We start from the raw sequence: 26,085 nt of genomic DNA, 5'->3' as shown, positions 1-26,085 counted from the left end.
TACTTATCAATAAGCCACACGAACCGTCGACAATTGGATTTTTACAACATTTAGAATGTCATTAATATCAAAAACCCGCCTAGCGGATGCCAAGCGGGTTTATTGAAAAAAAACGCTGAGCGCTTAAAAATCAAAAAACACGGTTTCGCCCTGACCCTGTAAGCGAATATCAAAGCGGTAGCGCACGATTCCCTCGCTCTCTTCGCGCTTAGCAATCAAGGTCTGACGTCGATTATCCGATTCGATACGCGAAAGTACTGGGCACTCGCGGTTGGCCTCGGTTTCATCTTCAAAATAGAGGCGCGTTTGCAGATGAATATTGATGCCACGGGCAAAGACCGACAGGTTAATATGCGGTGCCATCATCTTACCGCCGGGGTGCGCCACGCCCCCCGGCTTAACGGTCTTTAGCGACCACTCACTACCATGATCAAACGTTGTCACGGTGCGGCCAAAGCTGTTGAACGGTTTGCTGAGATCATAATCGGGCTGGTAATCGCCGTTAGCATCGGCTTGCCACGCTTCTACAAAGGCATCACGTACCAGGTCGCCGTTGCCATCAATGACAGTGCCAACAACGTCGATATGCTCGCCCTGGGCGTCGGGCTTGGCCATCTCATTCCATATTTCTTCGTCCCGTGTTGGGATTCCAGCGGCCGCCAGCGCCAAACCAATATGCGCATAAGGGCCCGCCGTTTGTGACGCCGTTTCACGCAGCATTAATTCGCTGGCCGGCTGGCTGTTAGGCTGATTCATGATGTATCCCCTGCCCTTATTGGTTTTCGAAGAAGGTTTGCAACTCGCCACGCACCACGACATCAAACCGATAGGCCAAACAATCCATCGGTCTGCTGTGCGCCATATCGAGCCGGCCCATCATGGTCTCAACGGCAAGCGGGTCTTTCAGCGTATGCACAATAGGACAGAGAGGAATTAACGGGTCACCCTCAAAGTACATTTGAGTGATTAACCGCGTGGAAATGGAAGGCCCGGTGACCGAGACATGAATATGGGCTGGCCGCCAGCTGTTCATATCATTCGGCCACGGATAAGGGCCGGGCTTGATGGTACGAAAACGGTAAAACCCTTGATCATCCGTTAGGCAGCGGCCCACGCCCCCAAAATGCGGGTCTAGTGGGGCGAGGTACTTATCGTTTTTATGCCGGTAGCGACCACCCGCATTAGCCTGCCACATTTCCACTAGCGTATGCGGGACAGGCTTGCCGAACTGATCCATTACCCGGCCAAACAACATAATGCGCTCCCCCTGGGGAAGCCCCTCACCATGCGTAAAATTCAGCAACAGATCATTATCGTGCAGGCCCATACGTAAATGGGTGAAGTCAGGCCCGGTTAGCTCAGAAGCCGTTGGCATTTGCATGCTCACCAAGGCTTGCTGCGGTGAACGCGCCACCGAGGTTTTGTAGCCTGGCGCATAGGCCGGCGGATGCCAGTTGCGGTCGCGCTCAACATAGCGCTTGTTATCGTGGGTCATGGCCCTTTACCTCTTATTTATTGTCATCGCTGACGGAACCCCAGCCAAGCTCCTTGGCAAGCGCAAACGCATGATTAGCGGCAGGCACGCCGCCGTAGATCGCGACGTGCATCAGCACTTGGCGAAGCTCTGCTTCACTGAGACCAATCCGCTGGGCGGTTTTGAGGTGCAACGTAAGCTCTTCGCGCCCCAGTGCGGCGAGAATGCCCGTGGTGATCAAACTGCGTTCGCGGCGGGTTAGGTCGTTGTTGCTCCACAGCTCGCCCCAGGCCAAGCGGGTAATCATCTGCTGGAAGGGCGCATCCAGGCTATTGGCATTGGCGGTGGAGCGCGCAACATGCTCCTCACCCAGCACCTGTTTGCGAGTCTCAAGGCCGGTTTGGTACGCCACGCCATGATTCGCCACATCGCCTAAGTCTGCGGCCAGTACCGCGAGGAGTTTTTGCACGAAGAGCGCCGGCGCTTCGACAGAAGGCACGTGGCCTACGCCTTCAAATATCTCAACGGGCGCGCCGTCCAGTTCAGCGGACAGCGCTTCCAGCGTGGCCGGTGGCGTGGCCATATCTTCACTACCGCCAAACAGCTGTACGGCTGCGTGACCAGAAAGCTTGCCCGTAAACGTATCGCGACCGAGCATTTCGCACAGTTGTGCGTAGGACTCATCATCGCCACGCCCCATCTGCGTGCACCAACCCGCTTTCAGCGCCGGGCTTGCCTCAAACGCCGCCGGGGCAAACCAGCGCGGTACGATCTCTTCAGACATCGCCGCCAGGCCTTCCTGGCGAACACGACCCGCACGAGTATTCCATAGGTCAGGGTTGCCGATTACCGCACCGGTATTGGTAAGCGTCGCAGAAAGCAGCCGTTCATCATGCTCAGCAATCAGTTGCTGGCCGACAACACCGCCAATCGACGTGCCCGCAAAATGAAAGCGCGTAGCGCCAGCAAGCTCGACAAGCGCCAATGCCTCGGCGGCTAAATCAGCGGGAGTAATTTTCTCACCGCTCACCGCCTGACTGGCGCCGTGGCCGGGTAAATCCCAAGTCAAGATGCGGTAGCGAGGTAGCAATGCCGGGATAACGTCGTCCCACACCGCTTGGCTCATGCCCAGCGGATGCGCTAAAACCACTAATGGATTCGCTTGTGTGCCGAGCAGCCGGTAGGCAACGCTGCGGCCGTTGATGGTATGAAATGCCATAGTCGCCTCCGTTAAACGCGCTCAATCAGTGTAGCAATGCCTTGGCCAACACCCACGCACATAGTGCACAACGCATAGCGCTTGCCACTATTTTGTAACTCATGCGCCGCAGTGAGCAACAGGCGCGCGCCTGACATGCCCAGCGGATGCCCCAACGCAATCGCACCACCGTTAGGATTAACGCGAGGGTCATCATCGTTTAAGCCAAGGTCGCGCATACAGGCCAGTGCCTGGGCGGCGAACGCCTCGTTAAATTCGAAGACATCGATCTCGTCGATTGAAACACCGGTGCGCTTGAGCAGTTTCTGCACTGCGGGCACTGGGCCATAACCCATAATGCGCGGCTCAACGCCTGCGGTGGCCATACCAATGATTTTAGCCATGGGCGTTAAACCGTGCTGTTTAACCGCAGCGGCGCTGGCCACCAGCATGGCTGCCGCGCCGTCGTTAACGCCCGATGCATTACCGGCCGTCACACTGCCGCCCTCACGGAAAGGCGTCGGTAGGTCAGCGAGCTTCTCCAGCGTGGTTTCGCGCAGGTGCTCATCCTGATCAAAAATCAGCGGCTCCTGCTTGCGGCGAGGAATTTCAATGGCAGTGATCTCTTGGGCAAAACGACCAGCCTGCTGGGCGGCCGCGGCTTTCTGCTGGGAACGCAGCGCAAAGGCGTCCTGATCTTGCCGGGAAATATGAAACTGCTCGGCTACGTTTTCTGCCGTTTCCGGCATTGAATCGACCCCATACGCTTTCTTCATCGCAGGGTTAATAAAGCGCCAGCCGATGGTGGTATCTTCGATCTTTTGACTACGAGCGAAGGCGCTATCGGCTTTGCCCATTACATAGGGCGCACGGGACATGGACTCCACGCCCCCTGCCAGCGCCAGCTCCATTTCACCGGCTTTGATAGCACGAAACGCCGTACCCACGGCGTCCATGCCTGAACCGCACAGGCGGTTCATGGTAGTGCCGGGGACTGACGTAGGAATGCCCGCCAACAGCGACGACATACGCGCCACGTTACGGTTATCGTCGCCGGTTTGATTGGCACAGCCCATGAAAACTTCTTCAATCGCTGCGGGGTCGAGGTCCGGCGCTTCAGCCAATACTGCTTTAAAAATCGTCGCGGCGAAGTCGTCCGGGCGAACGCTGGCCAGCGTGCCGCCAAAGCGGCCAACCGCGGTACGGCGGGGATGACAAAGATAGACGTCGTTCATATCGCTCATGGTAACGCTCCTTATTCGCCAGCGTGGGCCCGTTCAGTGCGTGCTTTTAACTCACGAAGAATTTCAAGCTCTTTCTCGCTGGGTTCAGGGGTACTTTCAAGCTGCTCAACAAAACGCACTTCCCAACCTGTCGCCTCAATCACATCATCACGGCTAACGCCGGGATGCAACGAGACCACCACCAGCTCTTTGCTGTCAGGGTCGGGCTTCATCACGCATAAATCGGTAATCACACGCGTAGGGCCTTTGCCGATATTGGGCACGTTATCGCGCCCTTTTCCATCGCGGCCAAAGCCCAGCGTGGTGACAAAGTCGACATCTTTCACAAACGCACGCTTGGAGTGCTTAAGAGTGATAAACACCTCCCCCGCGTTGGTGGCAATTTCCGGCGCGCCACCTCCGCCCGGCAGGCGTACCTTCGGCGCTTTGTAATCACCGATCAGCGTGGTGTTGAGGTTCGCAAAGCGATCAATTTGCGCGGTGCCTAAAAAGCCGACATTCACCTTGCCGCCCTGCAGCCAGTAACGGAACATTTCAGGCACCGCCACGGTGGTCAGCGCGGACTCACATAGCTCACCGTCACCAATCGACAGCGGCAGAATCTCAGGCTTGGTTTGTAGCGTACCGGACTCATAAATCAGCACCACATCAGGCGCGTGAGTTAGGCGCGCCAAGTTGGCAGCCTCAGAGGGTAAACCGATGCCTACAAAGCAGGTCATACCATTTTCCAGCGCCCGCGCGGCGGTGACCGACATCATTTCAGCAGAGGTATATTCAAGGCTCATTAGACATTCTCCCCGGCATGATGTGGAACAGCGTTAAAGACGTTGTCCTCGAGCCACTGAGTAAAGGTGTCACGGTCACGGGCGATGGCATCCCATTCTTTATAAAACAGGTTACTGCGGCCGTAATAGCCGTGAGTATACGAAGGCAATGCGCCTTTCTCAGCGACAGCAATCGCACTGATGGCCCATCCAGGAATCACGCAAGCGTTAGGATGAGCGTTAAGGTCATCCACAATCTCTTCTACCGTGACAATGCTGTACTTAGCGGCCAGCACGGCTTCTTTCTGCACACCGACAATGCCCTCTACTAGCACATTGCCTTGGCGGTCTGCCCGCTGGGCGTGAATGATGGAAACGTCGGGGCGCACTGATGGTACAGCGGCTAAGCGCTCCCCTGTAAACGGGCACTCGATGAATTTGATTTGATCGTTAACGCTGGGTAGCTCACTACCCACATAGCCGCGCAACACTGCCAAAGGTAAGCCTGCGGCACCCGCTTCAAAGGCGCAGGCCATGGCCGCATGGCTATGCTCGAGAATATCTATCTGATGCGGCCAGCCTTTCTCGACCGCATCACGCAGGCGGTGCAGCGACCCAACGCCCGGATTTCCGCCCCAGGAGAAGATCACTTTTTTGGCACAGCCCGCCCCGATCAGCTGATCGTAGATGATATCGGGAGTCATGCGGATCAGCGTCAGGTCACGCTTTTGCTGGCGGATAACTTCGTGACCCGCCGCAAAAGGAATCAGATGGGTAAAGCCTTCCATGGCCACGGTAGCGCCGTCATTAACGTAGCGCGCTACCGCGTCATGCAAGCTGAGAAACTCGGCCATGATGGGTGCCTCTTAGCAGTTGGAAGATTGTTCGCAATACGAACATAGATACTCTATACGAACAATCTACTGCTGAACGCTAATGTGGTCAAACGCATCAGCGCTTACCAAATCCCCCTGCCGAACCCACTACTCACTTCAAAATAAAACGTAACACTTTGTTTTTAAATAGCCTTATTGCGTTTCGAGCCATTTTTTTGCGCGCGTTACCTGCGCTGCACTGCTACCAAGGTATAAAGCTGGGTCGCAGGCATGACGCAACGCCTCGACATCAACGACCCCTTTCACCTCAGGGTGGTCGGCGAGTACATCAGCATAAGATCGGGATTCCCGGCGAGCGGTTTCTGCCGCTTCCGCGCTAATCGCTTTGGCTCTCTCAACGCCTAGTTTAGGCGTCAGCAAACGTGCCACGGGCTCGGCCATAATGCCGCCGCCGATAGCAGCTAAGTTGCGCTGCATTTTTTCGGGATAAACCTCAAGCCCTTCGAGCAGCACAGCCACTTGCTCCAAGGCACCCTCCACTAGCAGAGCGCTCTCTATTAATGGTGCCCACTCCGCATGCCACTCCCCTAAGCCGCGTTCAAGGGGCTGGGCGGCAGCGTTGATCAACACGCTCGCATGGCCATGCACTTGCCGAGCGGCGCCGCGAATTAGCGCGCAGCGCACGGGGTTACGCTTATGAGGCATGGAGGAAGACTCGCCCATTCCCGGCGCCGAGGGCTCGGCCACTTCGCCGACTTCGGTTTGTGTCAGCAGCGACACATCCAGGGCGATTTTTTCAGCGGCCCCGGCGACGGCATCTAACGCCGTGCCAAGGGCATGAATAGGATAGCGGTCGGTATGCCAGGGCAGCACCGGCACCGCCAAGCCTAGCCGCTCGGCCAAGGCGTCCATCCACTCAAGCCCGAGAGTATCCCACCCCGAGTGCACGCCCACCGCGCCACCAAACTGAACGGGCAGTTCCACCTCACCCAAACGTCGGCGGCTCTGCTCCAGGCCGATGGCCCAGTGGGCTACCTTGACGCCAAAGGTAATAGGAAGCGCCTGCTGCATTAACGTTCGACCCACCATGGGCGTATCAGCGTGAGCGTGCATCAACGTGAGCGCCGCTGAACGGCAGCGCACCAAAAGCTCATCCAGCGCCGCAAGGCGTGGTTTCAGTAGTAGCATCAGCGCGGAGTCGACGACGTCCTGGCTGGTCGCCCCTTGGTGCCAGTAACGCTTGATGTCATCGGAAAGCAGCGAGCGGCTCTGCTTTACAAACGGAATCGCCACATTGCCACCGCTGGCAATGCCTGCCGCGATCTCTTCGCTATTGAAAGCCGCATTTTCCAACTGTTCGCGCATTTGCTGGCTAACCCCAGCAGGTACCGCGCCGCTGGTTTCCTGCACCTCGGCCAGGGCTAATTCAAAGGCCAGCATGGCGCGCACCATGGCCTCATCATCGCACTCACTCAGTGCGTGTTGACTCATAAACGGGTATTTTAAGAACGCGGTAGGCATAAATAAACCTCATCGATAGTGGGTAGCGTCAACTAGCCATAACAAAACCGTATAGTTGTTCGCGATTCGAACGCTATGCGAAGTTGGTCGCAGTAGCAGGCCACTTAATGAAACTCAAGGCCCTTCTCCACAGCGTTAATGCTGTATCAGCGGGCCAAGTGGCTCACCAGGATTACCATTAATTGCGTAACCATCAGCCAATCAGCCAATCAGCCAATCAGCCAATCAGCCAATCAGCGCATATGATAAATCCCGAGCTTGGTTCCGCTAGAAATTTAACAACCCGAGCGATTTCAGTAGGGTCAGCCCAGCGGCCCACCGCACTGCGTTCTGCAAAAAGGGCATAATTCGCGTGCCTGCCGCCATCTTGCGACGCAAAGGTTCCGTCAGTGTATAGCCAGGAGAAACGATGTTGACGATAATACCGCGACGGCCATATTCCAGCGCTAAGCCGAGCGTTAGCCCCCCAATCGCTGATTTCACCACGGGGTAGGCCGTACGGCGCTGTAGGCCCACGTGGCAATGACTGAGCCGATATTGATGATCCGTCCACTACCGCGCTGACTCATTCCTGGCAGTACTGTCGCCGCCATCCGCGATGCACCGCCCACATCCAACATCCGAGGCAGTAAGGAAGCATCTTGCTCATGATGATCGGCGACCTTGGGCTGCATAATCCCCGCATTATTGACTAAAGTATCAACTCGATTCTCGCCCTCAACGACCGCTGCAATGGAAGCGGCATCGATCACGTCTAGCACCCAGGGGAGACAGTCAATTCCACGCGCTCGAAGCTTAACGGCTAAATCCTCAGGGGTGTTAGATCGCCCAGTACAACGCGCGCGCCATAGCGACCTAACTCATAAGCCAGTGTCTCGCCAATGCCACCTGCTCCCGTAATGATGGCAACTGAGCCTTTTAATTCTGTATTAAGCACATTGTCCATAGTGTCCATATCAAACGCTCCCATGTTGAAACGAAAAACGACACAACTATATTTAGATTTACTGTGTGTGGTACTTTACATACTAGATGCAGTCACCCTTCACTGTACGGAACACCTATGGCTCCCAAACCTCTTAAGATCCAGCGCCCCCAATCCTTGGCAACGCTTGTTATGGAGCGGATTCGTGATGCTATTGTGTCTGGCGAGTTCACCTTGGGTGAGAAAATCTCAGAAGAGTCGCTCGCCGAAACGTTTGGTGTCAGTCGCTCGCCGGTACGTGATGCGCTAAACGCGCTGCAATTTACAGGCTTGGTCGAAATCCGACCCAAACGGGGCAGTTTTGTCTTCAATCCTACGATCGTCGACATAGGTCAGCTGTGCGAATACCGTGAAATGCTAGAGCGTGAAGCCTGCACCCTCGCGATGCGAGGCGGCGGCGAGACGTTGATTCAAGCGCTTCAAGGGCTGTTCGATGAAATGGCCAGCGCCCATAAAAACGCTGACACCCGGCGCTATGCCGCACTGGATACTGCTTTCCACAAAGCGTTCTTCCAACACTGTTCCAACGCATTGGTGCAGGACGCCTATACGCTAGTCGAAGCACGCTTAGCGACAATCCGCACCGTACTGACTGCTGCCAAAGAAGAGCGTCGTGAGGCCAGCTACGATGAGCATGGCGACATTATCGATGCTCTGAAACGGCATGACATGGCGCGGTTTGAGAGAGTGCTGAAAACGCATGTTCACCGCACTCAACTCGTTGCCGTCGAACGTCTATCCGAGACGGATGATAACGCCGCGCCAGCTCGTTCCGCCGTCAGGCTTTAACGCGAAGAACATCGCGGACGGACGGATTAGCAAGATAAGTCGGCTCGCGCCCCTGCAATACGTCGACAACGTTCTGCGCGGTTTTTGAGCGAATTTCGAACTCACTCCCTTCTGAATACCAAGCGCAATGCGGGCTAGTAATCACATTGGATAGCGATAACAGTGGGTTATCAGCGCCAATAGGCTCGGCTTCAAACACATCAAGCCCTGCGCCTGCAATTTGGCCGCCTTTTAGTGCACGCACCAGCGCATCCTCGTCCACCACGGGGCCACGGGCAGTGTTTAACACTAATGCCGTGGACTTCATCGCTGCAAACTGTTTATCCGAAATCATGTGCTGGGTTTCATCAGTTAGTGGCACGTGCACCGACAAAATATCCGATTCAGCAATTAACCTGTCGTAGGTTACTAACTCAACACCTGCTGTCTTCGCCACGGCAGCATCGGCATAAGGGTCATGCGCAATTATTTTCAGACCAAAATTCGACATCTTATGGGCCATACGCTGAGCAATCTGCCCAAAGCTAAGAAAACCTAGCGTCTGCCCACGTAGTCGTGACAGTGGCTTGGCAACAGTGTAGTCCCATGTACCTGCCCTCATGGCTCGATCATAAACACCAATCCCTCGTTTCAGCGCCATCATGAGGGCAATGGCGTGATCCGAGACTTCTTCCAATGAGCCGTCTGGCACGTTGGCAACATAAATTCCAGACTCGGTGGCTTTCGGTACATCAATCGTGTTGAGCCCAATGCCGTAACGCGAGATGATCTTGCAACGTTTTAGCTTGCCAATGACTCCTGCCGTTAATTGGCAATATTGATTAATGATGGCGTCCGCATCGGCGCAGGCCGCGATGGCTTCGGCTTCTGTTTTGCACTGCGCTTCGATTAACTGAAAGCCTGCCGCTTCAATAACTGCTCGCTCCGGTACTAGATCGGGAAATTCAAAATCGGTAACAACAATCTTGGGGCTCATGAGCGTGCTCCATACTGGTCATCAAAGGTGTTGAAGAAGTCCTGATTGACGATGTCAGTGAACTGGCTGTAGTTATGCTGATCAGCGATATTCGCAGGCGTACCATCCTCGCGCAGCCGCACCAGCGCGTTCTCCATGGCTTTGCTCGCGGTAAACAGTAGCGTGACGGCATAGAATACGACCGAGAACCCCATCTCTTGCAGTGTCGCCTGGTTCAGCTTGACTGTTTCGTTACCATCCACGATCGACACGACCTTAGGCCCTTCGACAGATTTGGCGACGGCCTCAATTTCGGCGATGGTTTTAATGCCATCGACAAACACCAGATCTACACCGGCATCCTGATACATTTTCGCTCGGCGAATCGCCTCCTTGGCCCCTGCGGCAGGCATCGCATCAGTGCGACCAATGATCAGCATATCTTGGCTGCCACGTGCGGCGATGGCACCTTTTAAGCGGCGCACATTGGCTTCGGCATCCACTAAGCGGACACCCGCGCGCTGACCGCACCGCTTAGGCGCTTCTTGATCTTCAAGATGGATCGCGGCGACGCCGGCTTGCAGGTATTCCTGCACGGTGCGGTAAATATTGTTGGGCCCGCCATAGCCTGTATCGGCATCGGCGATGATGGGGATATTGACAGCGCGTGCCATATTACGGGCGTGCTCGGTCATCTCAGTCTGGGTTAAAAGCCCAATATCAGGCATTCCCAGGCGGCTGGCGGTAGCACCAAAGCCCGTCATATAGATAGCGGGAAAGCCTGCACGCTCGACCAAGCGCGCCGACAACGAGTCGGGAGCGCCAGGTGCGGCGACAATCTCTCCCTTGGCAATCAAGGATCTAAGGATAGCGGCCTGATTAGTAGGCGTTTTTTCAGTCATTGAAGCACCTTCTTTAGTAAGAGTATTCTGGTATAAATCTGCCAATGTGCTAGCGCCGCCCTCCGGCAATGCGCAGCACCTCGCCAGTGGCATAAGGGGCGTCCAGTAGCAGCCATTCCGCAGCGGCAGCCACCTCTTCGGCACTCCCAGGGCGCCCCAACGGTATTGCCTCTGCGCTCGCTGCACCGCCTGGGGCGCCCGTCTGCATAGCTGTTTGAATGATGCCAGGCGCTAATGCATTGACTCGGATGTCGGGGGCCAAGTCACGCGACATGGCACGTGTCAGTGCCAACAGCGCGCCTTTAGATGCACCATAAGTGGCAAAGCCAGGCGCACCACCGTTCTCGCCTGCAATAGAGGCCATGTTGACAATCGCACCAGGCGCATCCGCAGTCCGCGCGTTTAGAAAGGCCTTTGTCACTAGCATCGGTCCGGTTACGTTGATGCGTAACAAGCGTTCAATTTCGCTCGCATCCAGATCAAGCCAATCTCGATGTTGGCCCAAAATCCCCGCATTATTCACTAGGTGCGTTGGCCGCAACGTTGTTAGGTCGGCTGAGGCGATGGCCGCCGCGTCCGCAATATCGACGACCTCTCCCCGTGCCGCATCGCCTAACTCGGTACAAGCCTGCTGCAAAGCGGTGGCAGATATATCCCACAGCAACACTCTGGCGCCTCGTGCAATAAGTCGGGTGGCAATAGCACGACCAATACCTGCGGCAGCTCCTGTAATGAGCACAGTGGGTTGAACCATCATTTTCTCCTGCATCAGTTACCTGACCGAATCGTATTCAGCTGTTTCATTAACTGGTCAATATTGTCACCACCCAAACTGTCACGACTGGACTGATACACCGGCTCAACGGTATCGCGCAGTTCGGCCATGGCGTCATCACTTAACTCGGTAAACGCCATGCCTTCTGATTCCAACGCAGCACGGGCTTCGCCCACGGCTTCACGGGCGCGGACAACCTGCGGCTCACGTGCAGAGACAGCACAGTCACGCATCAGTGTTTGCTCGGCCTCATTTAAACCGTTCCATTTGCGTTCTGAGATCAACACCGGCAATGGCGAATAGGCGTGCTGGGTCAACGTCGCGTAGTCCTGTACTTCGTAAAAACGCTGTGACTGAATCAGCGGTAATGGATTCTCCATACCATCGACCGCACCCGTTTCCAGCGCAGTGAAGACTTCCCCGAAAGACATGGGTACCGGGTTGGCGCCCAGCGCGCGGAAGGTCGCAAGATAGATCGGGTTTTGAATAACGCGGATGTTCAACCCCTCAAAATCTGTAACGCTCTCGATGGGGTGTACAGAGTTGGTGGCATGGCGGAAACCATTTTCCCAAATGGATAGCATTACTAGCTGATGCCCGAGCATTTTCTCTGTCAAATCATCGGCGTAGGAACCGGTCATGACACGGTCAACTTCGTCGAAGTTAGCAAACAAGAAGGGTAGGCTAAAAACGCCCATCGCTGGCTCAATCCCAGCCAACGCATCAGCCCCAGCGACCACCATATCGATAGAGCCTGATCGCACAGACTGCGTCGCTTGCGCATCATCACCCAACTGGCCTGAATAGAAGGCACGCAGTTTCATCGACCCACCCGAACCTTCTTGCAAGCAAGAGGACATAGCCTCAATGCCAGTAGCCACCGGGTGGTCTTGCGCCGCGCCGTTTGATACACGGAAGGTATGGTTACCGAAATCTTGTGCCATGGTAGGTGTTAGCGCAGTCATGCTTGCCAGTGCGGTGGAGGCTAAAAAAATAAGTTTTTTCATCATGGAGCTCTCTTTGTTGATTATTTTTGCTAGCGGATTAATGAAGGTTTATGGGTTGTATTGGCAATGTCATCGAGACAGCCACTCCAGTGGCCAAAGCACGATCTGTGGAAAAGCGATTAGCAGTGCCAGCACGATGACTTGCGCGATTAAGAAAGGCGCAGCCCCTTTCGCCACCTGGTGTAGCGGCACGCCAGACACGCCCGACGCAACGCTGAGTACAATACCGACGGGAGGTGTAACGAGGCCTATGGCAGTGTTGACTACAAAAATCACACCGAAGTAAATGGGATTAATCCCCGCCTCAACGACGACCGGCAGTAGTACAGGCGCCAAAATAAGAATCGTTGGGCCCATGTCCAACATCGTGCCGACCAGTAATACGACGATCATGATCACAATCAGCAGCAAGCGTGGTGATTCCACCAGAGGGCCCACCAGTTCCAGCACTAGGCCCGATAAATCAGCAATAGTGATAAACCAAGCGGTTGCCAGCGCCGCGGCGGCCAACAGCATCACCACGGCGGTGGTAAGCGCCGCATTACGGAAGACCTCAAATAGCTGGCTCACCTTTAACTCGCGATGAATGACCATACCGACGAAGATGGCATAAACGGCCGCGATCACGGCCGCCTCAGTGGGGGTAACAATGCCAAACCGGATACCACCCAAGATGATAACGGGCATGCCCAGTGACCAAACGGCTTTGCGCGTCTCGCACAGACGCACACTCCAGCCCTGGCGCGGCAATGGTTCAACATTGTCGTGCCGCGCCACAATGAGCCAAGCCACCATCGCACCTAGGCCCATCAGGATGCCCGGCACAATGCCCGCCAGGAAAAGCTGTGTAATCGAAAGGTTCGTTGCTACCGCAAAGATGATGTAGGCAATGGAGGGCGGGATAATCGGCGCGATAACGCCACCCGCCGACAAAAGCCCGACAGAGCTCGCCTCGTTATGGCCGGAGGCACGCATCATGGGCAGCATGATGGCGATTAAAGCCGCCGTATCAGCAGCAGCAGAGCCCGATAATGAGGCGAGAATAATGGCCGCAAAGATCGCCACGATGCCTAAGCCACCACGAAAATGGCCCACGAAAGCAATTGCGAAGGCGATGATCCGCTTAGACATTCCCCCTGCGTTCATTAACTCGCCGGCCAACAAAAAGAAAGGGATCGCCAACAGTGAAAAGTTATCGGCGCCCAGTACTAACTGCTGCGAAATGATTTGCGGATCAAAAAGCCCCAACGCCAACCCCATCATTGCGGCACATATCAATAACGCGAAAGCAACGGGAACGCCCAGTGCGAGCGTAGCGGCCAATGTTCCAACGAAAATTCCCAGAATCATGGTGCTACCCCACCGGCACGTGGCAAATCGGTCAGACGTCCGGTTGCATAGCCCATCATACGAATAGCGGCGATCAGCCCGATCACTCCGGACATCGGAATCACTGCACCGAAAACCCAAATCATCGGCAGGCGCGTCACTGGCGCGATATTAGTGGCATTGATATTGAACTGCTGAATCGTTCCCATCATGAGCAGCCCACATACCGCAACAACCAGCCCATTGGCCAATGCCAACATCACTCTGCGCAATAGTGGCGGCGCCAGCATTACCGCTAAATCGAAGCCGATGTGCATATTGCGATGCATCGCGGCAATAGCCCCCAAAAAAATCAGCCAAACAAAGAAGAAGCGTGAAAGCTCGTCGGAAACATCAATGCCAGACCCAAATCCATAACGCAGCACAACATTCAGAAATACCATCGCCGTCATACCGATGAGCAGTACCACCAGCATCGCGTCAATCGCGCGAAAAATCAGATTGATTACTTTGGACATAGCTCCTCCATATCCGAAACAGATGCTAATCAGAGCACACTGCTTCTGCTTTTTGTAGTATGTTACATTCAACATACAACAAAAAGGGAGGATTCCGTCAAGGAAAAATTTTACGAAGCCGCAGAGAGAGTTCGTCAAACGATAGGAGAGATCACAGCGCATATACGCATGCGCGCCTCGGTTTGGAAGGGATAGTCGTCATCTGCCAAAAAGCATTTTTTATTGTTCGTAACATTCAATACATTTCAGATTCATTTATCAGAACTGCTCATTGAAAATTTTAAAAAATATAATTAATTATTAAAATCATACATTTACTATAAAAATAATACTTTTTGATAATACGATAAATCGTATTAAGACTTGACGTGTATAGCCTTTTAAACTGAAGTGTTGCGTGTTACATACAACAAGACCTCAATAACAACGTGAGAGCATGTGATGACTCATTTAAAGAAAAGCCGCCTATGCAAAGTACTCAGCTTCGCCTCATTGATGATCCTTGCGTCATCACCTCTGCATGCTGATAGTTGGCCTGATAAACCGATCAATCTGATTGTTCCTTGGGGTGCTGGCGGTGGTACGGATGCGACGGCACGCATGATTGCCGTCTTACTTGAAGAAAGCCTTGGTGTTCCCATCCCGGTCATTAACCGTACCGGTGGATCAGGCGTTATAGGGCACTCGGCCATCGCCAATGCAGAAGCCGATGGCTACACCATTGGTGTCGCCACGCTAGAAATCGGTGGCATGCATTATCAAGGCCTGACAGAGATTAGCTATAAAGACTTTTCACCTATCGGACTTTACAACGCCGACCCTGTCGCTATTTTTGTCTCCTCAAGGAGCGACTATGAAAGTATTGAAGATTTATTAAGCACTATCCGCTCATCCAGCCACCGTGAGCTAAAGGCCAGCGGGTCGGCGCAGGGAGGCGTGAACCATATTGCGGCTGCAGGAATGCTACTGGCGACGGAGATACCCGCCGATAAGGTTGCCTGGGTACCCTCGGAAGGAGCCGCACCTGGTCTCCAAGACCTTGCAGCAGGAGGAGTCGACTTTGCCGCCGCTTCAATGCCTGAGGCACGTGCCTTGATGGATGCCGGGCTCATTAAGCCACTCGTGCTGCTTAATACAGAAAGATCTCCGGCCGCACCAGAACTGCCTACGCTCGAAGAGGCGACGGGGGAGGATTGGTCTTTTGGCTCTTGGCGCGGTTTAGTGGCACCCGCTGGGGTTGATGAGGCGATCATTGCAACACTACAAGAGAGTATGAGTGCTTTAGTGAACGATCCTACTTATTTAGAATTTATGGAAAACCGGGGCTATGAAACATTATGGCTGGAAGGTGAAGAATTCTTAGAGTTTATGAAAAATTCTGACCAAAGCATAGGTGAAACCTTAGAGTCCTTGGGCATTGTAAAATAATATCAAAAGGATGCATTAAATTTAATGTATCCTTTTTTAATTGTAGGTAGTAAAAACATGAGACTCAATGAGGCACTATTAGGGGCAGTATTTATTCTTGCTGGCTTGTTAATTATTTTTCATGCTAACACCTTTCCTGGCATGCCTGGCCAAATGGTAGGCCCCTCTACTTTCCCAACCATAATTGGTAGTGGTTTTTTTCTTGGGGGTATTTTAATAGCTATTAAATATTTCAAAGAAAGAAAAAAAACTTCTTTACTAACAGTAAATAAAGGATGGTTAAAGAAAAAACGAATACTTAGCTCTTTAGTCGTCATAGTGGGAAGTATGCTATTCGCATTCTGGATTGAAGAAATTGGCTTTGTGTTAGGGGGTGTTGTATTGGCCACAACTTTATTATGGCTAGAAGGGCATCGTAAGCCACTTATTCTTGGGTGCGCCGTGGCCTTTGTGATGCTGGTTTATTATTTACTTTCGCATCAATTACGCGTTCCGCTTCCATCAGGACCTTTTATCTAAGGGATATGTAATATGATTGATAATATTGTGGGAGCACTGCCCTTAGTATTTAATTACACGACACTAAGCGTTATTTTTGCTAGCGCGCTTTTTGGCCTTTTTGTGGGTGCTATTCCTGGCCTTTCTGCCACAATGGCGACCGCAATTTTGGTGCCCATCACTTTTTTTATGGACCCAGTACCTGCCATTGCCGCGATCGTTACGACAGCGGCAATGGCGATTTTTGCATCTGACATTCCCACCGCCTTGCTGAGAATTCCTGGCACGGCCGCATCGGCTGCATATGTCAGTGATATGAATGGGCTTGCATTGAAAGGCAAGGTTGGACAAGCATTAGGGATATCGGTCTTCTGTGCTGCCTTTGGTGGTATCTTTGGATCGTTAGTGCTTATGTTCATGGCGCCGAAGCTTGCTTTAGTATCGCTAAACTTCACCTCCACAGAGTACTTTTGGCTAGCGCTGCTCGGACTAACAGCTGCGGTGATGTTAGGCACGGGCTCAGTGTTAAAAAGCTTACTGTCACTGGGCATAGGGCTTTTTATTGCTACCATTGGCTTAGACTCAACCGCTGGGCACCCTCGCTTTGTTTTTGGCGTTGATGCAATACTTTCAGGCGTTGCCTTTGTCCCTGCGCTCATTGGCATGTTTGCCATTCCCGAAATTATCCGCACTATTGTCCATAAAGATACAAGCGAAAAAGCACCTGTACACGTTAGTATGCGCTCACTATTTTCAGGATTAGGCAGTACACTATATAAGTATAAGACCAACATTCTACGCGGCTCTGTCATCGGCAATGCCGTCGGCATTTTGCCCGGAGCTGGTTCAGATATTGGTAGCTGGATTTCATACGCCGTGTCTAAAAAAATGTCTCGGCATCCTGAAAAATATGGCTCAGGCCACGATGAAGGATTAGTCGACGCTTGCTCTGCTAACAATTCTGCACTGTCTGGTGCTTATGTCCCCGCGATGGTCTTCGGCATCCCTGGGGATTCAATTACGGCGATTGTCATAGGCGTTCTTTATGCTAAGGGGCTAAACCCCGGCCCGTTGATATTTATCACTAAAGGCGTAGAAGTAACAGCCGTTTTTATCACTTTCTTAGTGGCGAATTTATTAATCATTCCTCTTGGCTTAGTGGCCATATTTGCTTCCCGGCGTCTGTTACAGGTCAAAAAATCAATTTTAATTCCTTTTATTTTAATTTTTGCTATTGCAGGCTCTTATGCTATTGATAATACCTATACAGGAATTGTCATCATGCTCGTACTGGGGCTACTAGCTTACGTTATGGAAGAAAATGGCTTGCCTGTTGCACCTGTCATTTTAGGCATCGTCATGGGGCCAATGCTTGAGAGCAATTTAGTTACCTCGCTTATAAAAAGCGATGGCAACTTCCTGGATTTCTTCTCGCGTCCAATAGCTGCAACACTTGGTGTGGTTACAATTTTAATATGGTTGCTCCCCTCATTATTCGGCCTGCTGCGCAAGTATCAAAAAGCTCAAAAAAGTAGGTACTCATAATGAGACAAAAACTCCATATTGGGTCCGTTCAATCATTAACCGACATAGTTACTGAGCGGCTACAAGCAGCTATTATTAATGGTGATTTTGCATTGGGTGAAAAAATCTCTGAAGAAGCGCTTTCTTTGCAATTTGGTGTCAGCAGAACCCCTATAAGAGACGCCCTAGCAAGGCTGCAAACAGTCGGTCTTGTTATTGTGAAGCCTAAGCGTGGCAGTTTCGTTTTTAAACCAAGCAATGCAGACGTAATCGATATTTGCGACTTTCGATTTATGGTAGAGCTACAAGCAGCAAAACGTAGCTTTTATAACAAACCAATGAAACTAGCGAAATCACTAACGCATATTACTCAAAAAATGCACATCGCAATGGAGAACAATAACGCTTTCGAATATTCGAAATGTGACAATGCATATCACCAAATATTCTTCGAATACTGTAATAATAAATATCTTAGTAGTGCATTTACTTTGGTTAATAGCCGCATAGCGGCTTTACGACTTTCTATTACTTCACCTCAAAGCGACTTGAGGAAAATTAGTTTTATAGAGCATCAGAAAATGATTGATCATTTGAGAGATAACCAAATTTTGGCGTTTGAAAAAACACTGTATGAACATATAAATCGCACACAAGAGATATATATTATGGCTTTGAAAAATCAAAACTCACAGTAGTGGTAATTTATTTAACCGAACACTTATAGCCAGTAATCAATTAATCACTTATTAATGTATAAAATTTCCTTTTCTTATTTCTCAAAGCAATATGCATACTAATATTATTCACTGTAAGGAGCGTGATGCCATGTACTCGTCCATTGCCACGGTTTGCCTAAGCGGCTCGCTGGAAGAGAAGGTAGATGCCATCGCCCAGGCTGGTTTTGAGGGGCTGGAGCTGTTTGAAAACGACTTAACCGCGTTTACTGGCACCCCACGTGAGGCGGGTGAGCTGATTCGCTCACGTGGCCTAAAGATGGTCACCCTTCAGCCGTTTCGTGATTTTGAAGGCCTGCAGGGGCGGGCGCGTGAGCGGGCCTTTGACCGCGCCGAACATAAGTTTGACCTGATGGAAGAGCTTGGCACGGACCTGCTCATGGCGTGCAGTACCGTCCACCCCGACTCGCTACCAGGCTTAAGCCGCGCTGCCGATGACTACTGCGAGCTGGGCGAGCGTGCCGCACGGCGACATCTGCGTGTCGCCTATGAAGCACTGGCCTGGGGTCGCCATATTCACGACTACCGCGATAGTTGGGAAGTCGTGCGCCGCGCCGCTCACCCTAACGTTGGCTTAGTACTGGATACGTTCCATATCTTCTCGCGCCAAACGGAGCTGGGGACCATCGGACGTATTCCGGGCGACCGCATCTTCCTGGTGCAAACCGCCGATGCGCCACGCCTCTCGATGGATCATCTGTCGTGGAGCCGCCACTACCGCTGCTTCCCAGGTCAAGGCGAGCTGCAAATGGATAAGTTCATGGGCATGTTGCAGGAGACGCGTTACGACGGCCCGCTGTCTCACGAAATTTTTAATGATGTGTTCCGCATGGGCCACAGTGACCAGACGGCACGCGATGGACTGCGCTCTTACCATTTACTGCGCAGCATGCAGGACGACAGCGGCATTCCCACTCCCCAGCCTATTGAGTCGGTCGCTTTTCTTGAAATTGCCGTTGATCCTGCGGATTTAATACGCCTACGCGAGCTGCTCAGTGCGCTGGGCATGGCCTGCGTGGGCCGTCATCACACGCTAAATGCCGAGCGCTGGGCCGCGGGTGACGTCAATCTGGTGCTGAACACCGAGGCAAGCTTCACGGGCCGTGTGCCAGGGCGCGATGCCACCGCGATTACCGCCATTGGCCTGCGGGTGAGCAACGCCTACGACGCCTTCAAGCGGGCAGACAAGCTCGGTTACGATATCGTCGAGCCTGAAGAAGTGGGTGCCAGCCACCGCATGAGCGCACTGCGCAATGTCGATGGCAGCCTCTCCTACATCATTGACGACTCACAACTCAGCCGCACCTGGGATCGTGAATTCCCGGTTGATGTGCAACCCGTGCCCAATGGGGCGTTGGTCGATATTGACCATATCAGCGTCGCGCTCTCCTATCACGATTATCTCTCGCTGATGCTCCAGTACCGCGCTATTTTCCAGCTGGAGATAACGCCCTCCTTCGATGTCACCGACCCGCGTGGTCTGATTCAAAGCCAGGTACTGCAAAACTACAACGGCCGTTTTCGTCTAGCGCTAAACGCCAGCGCCTCGCCGAATACCGCCAGCAACCGCTTTGTGCGCCAGTACGGCGGTTCGGGAATTCATCATGTGGCCCTGCGCACGGCGTCGATGCGGGCCACCACCGCCGCGCTGCAGCAGGCGGGGAAACAGGTGCTGCCCATCCCCGGTAACTACTACCGCGACCTGGCAGCGCGCTTTGATTTACCGGCGCAAACCCAGGCATGGATGCAGGATCACCATATTCTATTTGATCAGGATGAGGGCGGCGACTTCCACCAGCTGTATGCGCAGCAACCTGGCCACCAGGCGTTTTTCTTTGAACTGGTACAGCGTGATGGCTATCAAGGCTTAGGCGCGCCTAATGCCTTTGTACGCGTGACGGCACAGCAGCGCTTTGAGGCCGAAACGCTCGCCACGCAAATTGATGGTAATGATCAAGACTCGCTTGACCACAACACGGGAGAGAGCACTTCATGATCAAGCTCGGACTGGTAGGCGAAGGCATCGCCAAGTCGCAATCGCCCGATTTGCATGAAAGGCTCAGTGCATCGCTTGGCCTGCCTGTGCGCTACGATTTAGTCGATAGCCTGGGCGTGGCGGATTTTGATTTTCCAAGCGCTATAGAGCAGCTCCACACTGACGGCTATCTGGGCACTAACGTGACCTTCCCATTTAAGGAGAAAGCTGCACAGCTGGCCGATGTCCGCGGCGAAGGCGTACTTCGCGTAGGTACTGCCAATACATTGCTGTTTGATGATGAGGGACTGCGCGCTGCCCGCGCTAGTGATTCGTGCGTTAACCCAGCAACCTCTGAAAGAGATTTTCAAGCTCAGCTACTTAGTGGCTTACGGCCTCGGCTCTATCGCCGTTTTTAGTGCGGGTTTGCTGCTCTGCTTAAAACACCAACGCCAGCCACTTAACATCAGTGCCATGCAGGCACTCGGTATGGCTGCTTCCAACAGTGGCTTTGTTGGCTATCCCGTGGCGGCCATGGTCATTGGCTCCCCAACGGCAGTGCTCTTAGCGCTGAATATGGTCATTGGGCTGTTGACGCTGGTAGAATTACTAGCATTCTGACCAATCACCGTTGTAGGATGAAACCAATAAAAAATTAACTTTACATTAAACATAAGAAAATAAGTTACAACTCTTTCCGTTTCATATATCCAGCCCCGCTATTATTTCACTATACAGTTGCCACCGGCGTTACCGGTGAACCTATCGCGCCGGGTAAGCGCAGCGGAGGCGCTGTCAGTAAGAACCGATTACGTTCACGGCTATGCAGCCATTGCGCTAAGTCCTTCAGATACCACAGCTCCGCCAACGGCAAGCCGAGCTTGAATAAGCAGTGGTGGTGCAATGGAAGCTTGGAGCAGCAGCCAGGCTCCAATTCGCGATCCATGTTCTCTACCGCGTAATTATCAGCGCAGATGGCCGAAATTCCGCTCTCGGTGATCCACTTCAGCAGGGCCTGATCGCTGCCGTCGAGCACGGCGCCAGTATTTTTCAGCACATCCGGCTGTGGCTTGCCTTGCATATCCAGTAACGCCTCTGCGAAGCCCGTGCGCAATACCAGCATATCGCCACGCTCAATCACCACATTCAGTTGCTCCAGCGCCGCCATCAGCGCCGCATGGCCTACCAGCGTTCTTCCCATGCCAAACACACGAACCAAATCAACCAATACGGCCCGGCCCTGCATACCATGCACGGCCATATTTTCAACACCCAAACGCTGGGCATAAGAGCCATGCTGTTGATGGGGCTGCTGACTCAAATTGAGCACATCCTGGTCAGCCAAATAGCCGTTGTAATAGCGACGCTCTGGCTGCCCGTCATTATCGCCATCGAACAGAGCGCCCACATGGGCAAGCGAGTCCCACTGTGTGGAGTACTGCAGCGAGAGCTGAACCTGATCGTCACTAATAACGTCCTGTAACCCTGGACTATGAGTGGCGAGAGGAAAATTGATGTACTGGTCATCACCGAGCGCCGTGGGAGACAGCTTGGGCGGTGAGCGGCGAGGATTCAGTACCTTGCCACCAGGAATATCCAGCGGCAGCGACAGGCAGAACGTTACGCCCTCAAGCACTTCCTTAACGCCTTTGAGCACCTGTTCAGGCCCAATCAGATTGACCCGACCTAGCTGATCATCGGGCCCGAAATCACCCCAGTTACTGCCTTCAGGGCGCTGTTTCCATCGTGGCTGATTCATGACTCTCCTTTTTGCTCATGCTGTGTGGCAATGGCAATAATACGTTGCAGACTCTCTCGCTCCTGAGTCTGATGTTGCACCCGGGACTCCTCGCTCCAGCGGTAAAAGCCGCGCCCGGTCTTGGCACCTAGACGCCCCTGGGCAACATAATCTTCAAGCAGCGCAGCAGGTTCATCACGCGCATCAAGATCCGGATAAAGGTAGCGAGCGATATTCAGGTGAATATCTAGCCCGTTGAGGTCACGCTGGCATAGCGGGCCATTGAGCGCCATGCGCACGCCGATGGAGTACTGCACGATGTCATCCAGCGCCTCGGCCTCTACCACGCCTTTCTCTAATAGCGAGAGGCATTCACGCATAATGGCATGCTGAATTCGGTTGGCGATAAACCCAGGCACGCAGGTATTGAGTACCGCTGGGCGTTTTCCCAACTGTTTTAGCCAGCGACACGTCGTCTCCACGACCGCAGCCTCCGTATGGCTACCGGGAACCACTTCTACGGTAGGAACAATGTCTGCCGGATTAAAGAAGTGCGTACCTAGAAAACGTTGCGGTAGGCGCAGGCTACTTCCGATATCGTCGATAGGAATACCCGAGGTATTGGTCATAATGATCGTGGTGTCGGCCACGCTGGCCTCGATTTGGGCCACGACCTTCTGCTTGATGGCGATATTCTCGGTCACGCTTTCGATCACAAAATCTGGGGCCTGATTCATTTTCAACTGAGTGGTGAAACAGACGTCGGCAGCGCACGCCCCCATGCTCAGGCGGCTGGCTTCCAGCACCTGCGGGTTGGTATCCACCACCACCACGTGAACACCCTGCACAGCCATTAACTTAGCTAGCGTGGTGCCCATCGTGCCGGCCCCCACCACAACGGCTTGCAATGAATCTTGTTGCATTAGCTTTGCTCCCTTCACGGCGTCTGATGAGCTTTGTAGTTAGGCTTAGACAAACGTCGCATTGAATAAAATCATAAGCGGGTTAACTATGACGCCACAAAACGAACTTATGTACGCTATGCGCACATAGTAGACAATGTCGAATATGCCGACAATAGAGGTCTTTACCAATGAATGCGCTGGCCAATTTCTTCACCCGGCTCGTTAATCGCTACATGCCTGACCCTCTGGTCATTGCCATACTGCTGACCGTGCTGACCATGCTATTAGCCGTGTTGATGCAGGGCACCAGCCCATTGGATGCGGTGCGTTATTGGGGCAACGGCTTCTGGGACCTGCTCGCGTTTAGCATGCAGATGACGGTTATCCTTTTAGCGGGCTATATTCTGGCCAAAACGCCATTAGTAGACGGTGCTCTCAACCGTATCGCTGCGCGCGTTAAAACACCCTTTATGGCGATTGTTGTCGCGACCCTGGTAGGCGGTATCGGGAGCTGGTTGAACTGGGGGTTTGGGCTGGTGATCGGCGGAATCGTTGCTCAGAAGCTGGCACTGAACGTGAAAGGCCTGCACTACCCTCTAGTGATTGCCGCTGCGTATTCAGGCTTTGCGCTTTATGGCATTGGCCTGTCGGGTAGCGTGCCGCTGCTGATTGCCACCGAAGGGCACTTTCTTCAGGACACCATCGGGCTGATACCGCTTAGCGAAACAATCTTCTCGCCTATTCTTTTGATCACCAGCGCCTTTATTCTTCTCACCCTGCCCTTTTTCAATGCTTGGCTGCACCCTAAAAAAGCCGCAGATATTGTTGAAATCGATCCAAGCTCCGTCGCTAAACCTGCCGAAGTCCCTCTGGCGAAAGGCGAAAAAGTCACCGTTGCTGAGCGCATGAATCACAGCAGATGGGTGGGCATCGGTATTGGCTTGCTGGGTATGCTGTATATCGCGCTGTATGCGTTTGATGGCGGTTCGCTAAACCTTAATACGGTCAACTTCGCTTTCCTTTTCCTCGGCATACTACTGTTTGCGTCACCAGCCCACTACCTAGCCGCCTTGGCAGACGGGGTGCGCATCGTTTCCGGCATCATCGTGCAATATCCTTTTTACGCGGGGATCATGGGTATTCTGGTCGGCTCGGGCTTAGTAGTGTCGTTCGCTAATATCTTTGTGGATATCTCCAGCGCACAAACGCTGCCTATCTGGTCGTTTATCAGCGGCGGCATTATCAACCTGCTAGCCCCTTCTGGTGGCGGTCAGTGGGCGGTTCAAGGCCCGGTCATGGTGCAAGCCGCCACAGAGCTGGGTGCTTCCCAGGCAGCGACGGCACTGGCCGTGCAGATAGGCGATCAGTGGACCAACATGGTTCAGCCGTTTTGGATCCTCCCGGTACTGGCTATCTCTGGCTTGAAGTTACGCGATGTGATGGGCTATATGGTGCTGATCCTGATTTATCTGGGAATCATCTATGCCAGCGCTGTAATGATCTGGGGCTATCTTGGCGCCTAAAGAGCGCTGCTGACTAACCTTACTCAAGGATTCGCGCATGCCCTTTCTCATCGAAACGTTCGACAAGCCCGACCACCAGGCGCTACGCCTGGAAGTGCGCCAGGCCCACTTAGAGTATCTAGACGCCAACGTCACGCTATTGTTGGCCTGTGGTGCCAAGCTTTCTGACGACGGCACCACGGCTTCTGGCGGCCTCTATTTAGTCGATCTAGAAAGCCGCGAAGAAGCTGAACGCTTCATTAAGGCTGACCCGTTCCATAAAGCGGAGCTATTTGCCGAGGTCAACATCGTGCGCTGGCGGCAAGCCTACCTGAATCGCCAAAACACCCTGTAACGCGAACCCAAGGGAGACATACGATGCTGTTTCATGTGGAAATGACCGTAAAACTGCCGCCGGACATGCCTGCCGAGCAAGCCGCTGAGATTAAGTCGAAAGAAAAAGCCTACTCTCAGGAATTACAGCGCCAGGGTAAGTGGCGCCATCTATGGCGGGTGGCTGGCAGTTACGCCAATGTCAGCATTTTTGACGTTAATGACAACGCGGAACTGCAAGATCTTATTAGCGGTTTACCGCTGTTTCCTTATATGGATATCCAGGTAAAACCGCTGTGTCAGCACCCGTCATCAGTTCGCGAGAACGATGCATAAAAAGCACTGATTGCTTGCCCGCTAAGCGCAGGCTCACTCGATCGACATAGGCTGGGAATATCGGAATGAGTCAACACTCTGCTCAACACGAAAGCACCTCAAAACACTGTGCGGTGGTTACCGGCGGGGCCAGAAACATTGGCGAAGCTATCGCCTTGCGGCTTCAGCAGGATGGCTATCAGGTTATCGTAGTGGATATCGTCGAGCCGGATGCGGCGTCGTTGAAGGCCCACGCGCATCAAGTCGACCTTTCCGATGCGGATGCCACTCGGCGCGTGATGGCCGACATTGCCGAACGCTATTCGGTGACTCGGCTGGTTAATAATGTCGGTATTGTGGCACCGGCACTGCTTGAAGAGGTGCAGCTTGAGGACTTCGATAAGTTAATGCACCTCAATGCGCGCTCAGCGCTGGTCTGCACCCAGGCGCTACTGCCGGCCATGAAAGCCAACGGTATGGGCCGCATCGTGTTGAACACCAGCCGTGTCGTGCTAGGCAAAGAAGCCCGTACAGTTTACAGCGCCACCAAGGGAGCGCTGCAGTCCATGGCCAGAACCTGGGCGCTAGAGCTTGCGCAGCACAACATCACGGTCAACTGCGTCGCCCCCGGCCCCATCGCGACTAGTGCTTTCTGGCAGAACAACCCGCCTGACTCTGAACGAGCCCGTCGCATCATTGATAATATTCCTCTGCAGCGTATGGGCCAGCCCGAAGACGTCGCCCAAGCAGTCAGTTTCTATTGCGACGAGCGCAGCGGGTTCATTACGGGCCAGACCCTATTCGTGTGTGGCGGCGTTACCGTCGGCTAAGCG

General features: G+C 53.3%; 28 protein-coding genes and 1 pseudogene. 12 read left to right on the top strand and 17 right to left on the bottom strand.

The window, feature by feature from the left end; translation table 11 throughout:
- Positions 1-123: 123 nt before the first annotated feature.
- From pcaG to ACT3RP_RS15110, 9 genes and pseudogenes are all read right to left on the bottom strand, one after another.
- A complete protein-coding gene (pcaG, locus tag ACT3RP_RS15150) occupies positions 124-756 on the bottom strand; it encodes a protocatechuate 3,4-dioxygenase subunit alpha (protein ID WP_483394083.1) in 633 nt (210 codons plus the stop codon).
- A gap of 16 nt (positions 757-772) precedes the next feature.
- Positions 773-1,495 carry a protocatechuate 3,4-dioxygenase subunit beta gene (gene pcaH / locus ACT3RP_RS15145; protein ID WP_193063068.1) on the bottom strand — a complete coding sequence of 241 codons (723 nt, stop codon included), beginning with the start codon at positions 1,493-1,495 and terminating at the stop codon, positions 773-775.
- Positions 1,496-1,508: 13 nt separating this feature from the next.
- Entirely contained in the window at positions 1,509-2,693 is a 1,185-nt protein-coding gene (locus tag ACT3RP_RS15140) for an alpha/beta fold hydrolase (RefSeq protein ID WP_483394082.1), read from the bottom strand.
- A gap of 11 nt (positions 2,694-2,704) precedes the next feature.
- On the bottom strand, positions 2,705-3,907 hold the full coding sequence (gene pcaF, locus ACT3RP_RS15135) for a 3-oxoadipyl-CoA thiolase (protein ID WP_483394140.1): 1,203 nt from the start codon (positions 3,905-3,907) through the stop codon (positions 2,705-2,707).
- A gap of 20 nt (positions 3,908-3,927) precedes the next feature.
- A complete protein-coding gene (locus tag ACT3RP_RS15130; protein WP_193063064.1) occupies positions 3,928-4,701 on the bottom strand; it encodes a CoA-transferase subunit beta in 774 nt (257 codons plus the stop codon).
- Positions 4,701-5,534, bottom strand: coding sequence for a CoA transferase subunit A (locus ACT3RP_RS15125; RefSeq protein ID WP_483394081.1), 834 nt, complete (start codon positions 5,532-5,534; stop codon positions 4,701-4,703). Before ACT3RP_RS15125 ends, ACT3RP_RS15130 begins: the two co-directional genes overlap by 1 nt.
- A 174-nt stretch (positions 5,535-5,708) precedes the next feature.
- Positions 5,709-7,037, bottom strand: coding sequence for a class-II fumarase/aspartase family protein (locus ACT3RP_RS15120; protein ID WP_483394080.1), 1,329 nt, complete (start codon positions 7,035-7,037; stop codon positions 5,709-5,711).
- 267 nt (positions 7,038-7,304) lie between these two features.
- Positions 7,305-7,816: pseudogene (locus ACT3RP_RS15115) on the bottom strand (SDR family NAD(P)-dependent oxidoreductase).
- Between the two features lie 23 nt (positions 7,817-7,839).
- Positions 7,840-7,992, bottom strand: a complete 153-nt coding sequence (locus tag ACT3RP_RS15110) for a hypothetical protein (RefSeq protein ID WP_483394079.1) — start codon at positions 7,990-7,992, stop codon at positions 7,840-7,842.
- Positions 7,993-8,100: 108 nt separating this feature from the next.
- Here ACT3RP_RS15110 and ACT3RP_RS15105 point away from each other — a divergent pair, with 108 nt between their 5' ends.
- Complete coding sequence (locus ACT3RP_RS15105) at positions 8,101-8,811, top strand: GntR family transcriptional regulator (RefSeq protein ID WP_483394078.1); 711 nt, start codon at positions 8,101-8,103, stop codon at positions 8,809-8,811.
- On the opposite strand, the gene ACT3RP_RS15100 is transcribed toward ACT3RP_RS15105, so the two are convergent.
- The 6 genes from ACT3RP_RS15100 to ACT3RP_RS15075 all read right to left on the bottom strand — a co-directional run bounded on the left by ACT3RP_RS15100 (position 8,801) and on the right by ACT3RP_RS15075 (position 14,297).
- Positions 8,801-9,787 carry a C-terminal binding protein gene (locus ACT3RP_RS15100; protein WP_483394077.1) on the bottom strand — a complete coding sequence of 329 codons (987 nt, stop codon included), beginning with the start codon at positions 9,785-9,787 and terminating at the stop codon, positions 8,801-8,803. The genes ACT3RP_RS15105 and ACT3RP_RS15100 overlap by 11 nt on opposite strands.
- Complete coding sequence (locus ACT3RP_RS15095) at positions 9,784-10,668, bottom strand: isocitrate lyase/PEP mutase family protein (protein WP_483394076.1); 885 nt, start codon at positions 10,666-10,668, stop codon at positions 9,784-9,786. Before ACT3RP_RS15095 ends, ACT3RP_RS15100 begins: the two co-directional genes overlap by 4 nt.
- A gap of 49 nt (positions 10,669-10,717) precedes the next feature.
- A complete protein-coding gene (locus ACT3RP_RS15090) occupies positions 10,718-11,422 on the bottom strand; it encodes an SDR family NAD(P)-dependent oxidoreductase (protein ID WP_193063048.1) in 705 nt (234 codons plus the stop codon).
- Positions 11,423-11,436: 14 nt separating this feature from the next.
- Positions 11,437-12,453, bottom strand: a complete 1,017-nt coding sequence (locus tag ACT3RP_RS15085) for a DctP family TRAP transporter solute-binding subunit (protein WP_483394075.1) — start codon at positions 12,451-12,453, stop codon at positions 11,437-11,439.
- 66 nt (positions 12,454-12,519) lie between these two features.
- Entirely contained in the window at positions 12,520-13,800 is a 1,281-nt protein-coding gene (locus tag ACT3RP_RS15080) for a TRAP transporter large permease (RefSeq protein ID WP_483394074.1), read from the bottom strand.
- Complete coding sequence (locus ACT3RP_RS15075) at positions 13,797-14,297, bottom strand: TRAP transporter small permease (RefSeq protein ID WP_483394073.1); 501 nt, start codon at positions 14,295-14,297, stop codon at positions 13,797-13,799. Before ACT3RP_RS15075 ends, ACT3RP_RS15080 begins: the two co-directional genes overlap by 4 nt.
- A gap of 441 nt (positions 14,298-14,738) precedes the next feature.
- On the opposite strand from ACT3RP_RS15075, the gene ACT3RP_RS15070 reads away from it, so the two are divergent.
- The 7 genes from ACT3RP_RS15070 (at position 14,739) to ACT3RP_RS15040 (ending at position 21,080) form a co-directional block, all read left to right on the top strand.
- A complete protein-coding gene (locus tag ACT3RP_RS15070; protein ID WP_193063042.1) occupies positions 14,739-15,725 on the top strand; it encodes a Bug family tripartite tricarboxylate transporter substrate binding protein in 987 nt (328 codons plus the stop codon).
- Positions 15,726-15,749: 24 nt separating this feature from the next.
- The gene (locus tag ACT3RP_RS15065) at positions 15,750-16,244 is read left to right on the top strand and encodes a tripartite tricarboxylate transporter TctB family protein (protein ID WP_483394072.1); all 495 of its coding nucleotides are present in this window, start codon (positions 15,750-15,752) and stop codon (positions 16,242-16,244) included.
- A gap of 12 nt (positions 16,245-16,256) precedes the next feature.
- Entirely contained in the window at positions 16,257-17,768 is a 1,512-nt protein-coding gene (locus ACT3RP_RS15060) for a tripartite tricarboxylate transporter permease (RefSeq protein WP_193063038.1), read from the top strand.
- Positions 17,768-18,445, top strand: coding sequence for a GntR family transcriptional regulator (locus tag ACT3RP_RS15055; protein ID WP_193063036.1), 678 nt, complete (start codon positions 17,768-17,770; stop codon positions 18,443-18,445). Before ACT3RP_RS15060 ends, ACT3RP_RS15055 begins: the two co-directional genes overlap by 1 nt.
- 130 nt (positions 18,446-18,575) lie before the next feature.
- A complete protein-coding gene (locus ACT3RP_RS15050; protein WP_483394071.1) occupies positions 18,576-20,480 on the top strand; it encodes a bifunctional sugar phosphate isomerase/epimerase/4-hydroxyphenylpyruvate dioxygenase family protein in 1,905 nt (634 codons plus the stop codon).
- Entirely contained in the window at positions 20,477-20,878 is a 402-nt protein-coding gene (locus ACT3RP_RS15045; RefSeq protein WP_483394070.1) for a hypothetical protein, read from the top strand. The genes ACT3RP_RS15050 and ACT3RP_RS15045 overlap by 4 nt, the downstream gene beginning before the upstream one ends.
- A 70-nt stretch (positions 20,879-20,948) precedes the next feature.
- The gene (locus ACT3RP_RS15040; RefSeq protein ID WP_483394069.1) at positions 20,949-21,080 is read left to right on the top strand and encodes a hypothetical protein; all 132 of its coding nucleotides are present in this window, start codon (positions 20,949-20,951) and stop codon (positions 21,078-21,080) included.
- Positions 21,081-21,189: 109 nt separating this feature from the next.
- Here the strand turns inward: ACT3RP_RS15040 and ACT3RP_RS15035 are convergent, their stop codons facing one another.
- Positions 21,190-22,218 carry a cyclase family protein gene (locus ACT3RP_RS15035; protein ID WP_193063030.1) on the bottom strand — a complete coding sequence of 343 codons (1,029 nt, stop codon included), beginning with the start codon at positions 22,216-22,218 and terminating at the stop codon, positions 21,190-21,192.
- A complete protein-coding gene (locus ACT3RP_RS15030) occupies positions 22,215-23,120 on the bottom strand; it encodes a 3-hydroxyacyl-CoA dehydrogenase NAD-binding domain-containing protein (RefSeq protein WP_193063028.1) in 906 nt (301 codons plus the stop codon). The genes ACT3RP_RS15035 and ACT3RP_RS15030 overlap by 4 nt, the downstream gene beginning before the upstream one ends.
- A 170-nt stretch (positions 23,121-23,290) precedes the next feature.
- On the opposite strand from ACT3RP_RS15030, the gene ACT3RP_RS15025 reads away from it, so the two are divergent.
- The 4 genes from ACT3RP_RS15025 (at position 23,291) to ACT3RP_RS15010 (ending at position 26,082) form a co-directional block, all read left to right on the top strand.
- Positions 23,291-24,625: a short-chain fatty acid transporter gene (locus tag ACT3RP_RS15025; RefSeq protein ID WP_193063026.1), complete on the top strand. Its 1,335-nt coding sequence runs from the start codon at positions 23,291-23,293 to the stop codon at positions 24,623-24,625.
- Between the two features lie 37 nt (positions 24,626-24,662).
- A complete protein-coding gene (locus ACT3RP_RS15020) occupies positions 24,663-24,959 on the top strand; it encodes a YciI family protein (RefSeq protein ID WP_096276938.1) in 297 nt (98 codons plus the stop codon).
- Positions 24,960-24,982: 23 nt separating this feature from the next.
- Complete coding sequence (gene catC / locus ACT3RP_RS15015; protein WP_096276936.1) at positions 24,983-25,273, top strand: muconolactone Delta-isomerase; 291 nt, start codon at positions 24,983-24,985, stop codon at positions 25,271-25,273.
- Between the two features lie 65 nt (positions 25,274-25,338).
- A complete protein-coding gene (locus ACT3RP_RS15010; RefSeq protein WP_096276934.1) occupies positions 25,339-26,082 on the top strand; it encodes an SDR family NAD(P)-dependent oxidoreductase in 744 nt (247 codons plus the stop codon).
- The last annotated feature ends 3 nt before the right edge of the window (positions 26,083-26,085 follow it).

The sequence above is a fragment of the Halomonas sp. AOP5-B2-8 genome, assembly GCF_052376475.1.
GTDB lineage: Bacteria > Pseudomonadota > Gammaproteobacteria > Pseudomonadales > Halomonadaceae > Vreelandella > Vreelandella casei.
The sequence above is the reverse complement of the archived record's forward strand: the minus strand, read 5'-3'. Positions and strand labels throughout refer to the sequence as shown.

Coding starts and splice junctions, on each gene's coding strand:
- pcaG (WP_483394083.1), bottom strand. CDS start 756: ATGAATCAGCCTAACAGCCAGCCGGCCAGCGAATTAATGCTGCGTGAA.
- pcaH (WP_193063068.1), bottom strand. CDS start 1,495: ATGACCCACGATAACAAGCGCTATGTTGAGCGCGACCGCAACTGGCAT.
- ACT3RP_RS15140 (WP_483394082.1), bottom strand. CDS start 2,693: ATGGCATTTCATACCATCAACGGCCGCAGCGTTGCCTACCGGCTGCTC.
- pcaF (WP_483394140.1), bottom strand. CDS start 3,907: ATGAACGACGTCTATCTTTGTCATCCCCGCCGTACCGCGGTTGGCCGC.
- ACT3RP_RS15130 (WP_193063064.1), bottom strand. CDS start 4,701: ATGAGCCTTGAATATACCTCTGCTGAAATGATGTCGGTCACCGCCGCG.
- ACT3RP_RS15125 (WP_483394081.1), bottom strand. CDS start 5,534: ATGGCCGAGTTTCTCAGCTTGCATGACGCGGTAGCGCGCTACGTTAAT.
- ACT3RP_RS15120 (WP_483394080.1), bottom strand. CDS start 7,037: ATGCCTACCGCGTTCTTAAAATACCCGTTTATGAGTCAACACGCACTG.
- ACT3RP_RS15110 (WP_483394079.1), bottom strand. CDS start 7,992: ATGGACACTATGGACAATGTGCTTAATACAGAATTAAAAGGCTCAGTT.
- ACT3RP_RS15105 (WP_483394078.1), top strand. CDS start 8,101: ATGGCTCCCAAACCTCTTAAGATCCAGCGCCCCCAATCCTTGGCAACG.
- ACT3RP_RS15100 (WP_483394077.1), bottom strand. CDS start 9,787: ATGAGCCCCAAGATTGTTGTTACCGATTTTGAATTTCCCGATCTAGTA.
- ACT3RP_RS15095 (WP_483394076.1), bottom strand. CDS start 10,668: ATGACTGAAAAAACGCCTACTAATCAGGCCGCTATCCTTAGATCCTTG.
- ACT3RP_RS15090 (WP_193063048.1), bottom strand. CDS start 11,422: ATGGTTCAACCCACTGTGCTCATTACAGGAGCTGCCGCAGGTATTGGT.
- ACT3RP_RS15085 (WP_483394075.1), bottom strand. CDS start 12,453: ATGATGAAAAAACTTATTTTTTTAGCCTCCACCGCACTGGCAAGCATG.
- ACT3RP_RS15080 (WP_483394074.1), bottom strand. CDS start 13,800: ATGATTCTGGGAATTTTCGTTGGAACATTGGCCGCTACGCTCGCACTG.
- ACT3RP_RS15075 (WP_483394073.1), bottom strand. CDS start 14,297: ATGTCCAAAGTAATCAATCTGATTTTTCGCGCGATTGACGCGATGCTG.
- ACT3RP_RS15070 (WP_193063042.1), top strand. CDS start 14,739: ATGACTCATTTAAAGAAAAGCCGCCTATGCAAAGTACTCAGCTTCGCC.
- ACT3RP_RS15065 (WP_483394072.1), top strand. CDS start 15,750: ATGTATCCTTTTTTAATTGTAGGTAGTAAAAACATGAGACTCAATGAG.
- ACT3RP_RS15060 (WP_193063038.1), top strand. CDS start 16,257: ATGATTGATAATATTGTGGGAGCACTGCCCTTAGTATTTAATTACACG.
- ACT3RP_RS15055 (WP_193063036.1), top strand. CDS start 17,768: ATGAGACAAAAACTCCATATTGGGTCCGTTCAATCATTAACCGACATA.
- ACT3RP_RS15050 (WP_483394071.1), top strand. CDS start 18,576: ATGTACTCGTCCATTGCCACGGTTTGCCTAAGCGGCTCGCTGGAAGAG.
- ACT3RP_RS15045 (WP_483394070.1), top strand. CDS start 20,477: ATGATCAAGCTCGGACTGGTAGGCGAAGGCATCGCCAAGTCGCAATCG.
- ACT3RP_RS15040 (WP_483394069.1), top strand. CDS start 20,949: ATGGCTGCTTCCAACAGTGGCTTTGTTGGCTATCCCGTGGCGGCCATG.
- ACT3RP_RS15035 (WP_193063030.1), bottom strand. CDS start 22,218: ATGAATCAGCCACGATGGAAACAGCGCCCTGAAGGCAGTAACTGGGGT.
- ACT3RP_RS15030 (WP_193063028.1), bottom strand. CDS start 23,120: ATGCAACAAGATTCATTGCAAGCCGTTGTGGTGGGGGCCGGCACGATG.
- ACT3RP_RS15025 (WP_193063026.1), top strand. CDS start 23,291: ATGAATGCGCTGGCCAATTTCTTCACCCGGCTCGTTAATCGCTACATG.
- ACT3RP_RS15020 (WP_096276938.1), top strand. CDS start 24,663: ATGCCCTTTCTCATCGAAACGTTCGACAAGCCCGACCACCAGGCGCTA.
- catC (WP_096276936.1), top strand. CDS start 24,983: ATGCTGTTTCATGTGGAAATGACCGTAAAACTGCCGCCGGACATGCCT.
- ACT3RP_RS15010 (WP_096276934.1), top strand. CDS start 25,339: ATGAGTCAACACTCTGCTCAACACGAAAGCACCTCAAAACACTGTGCG.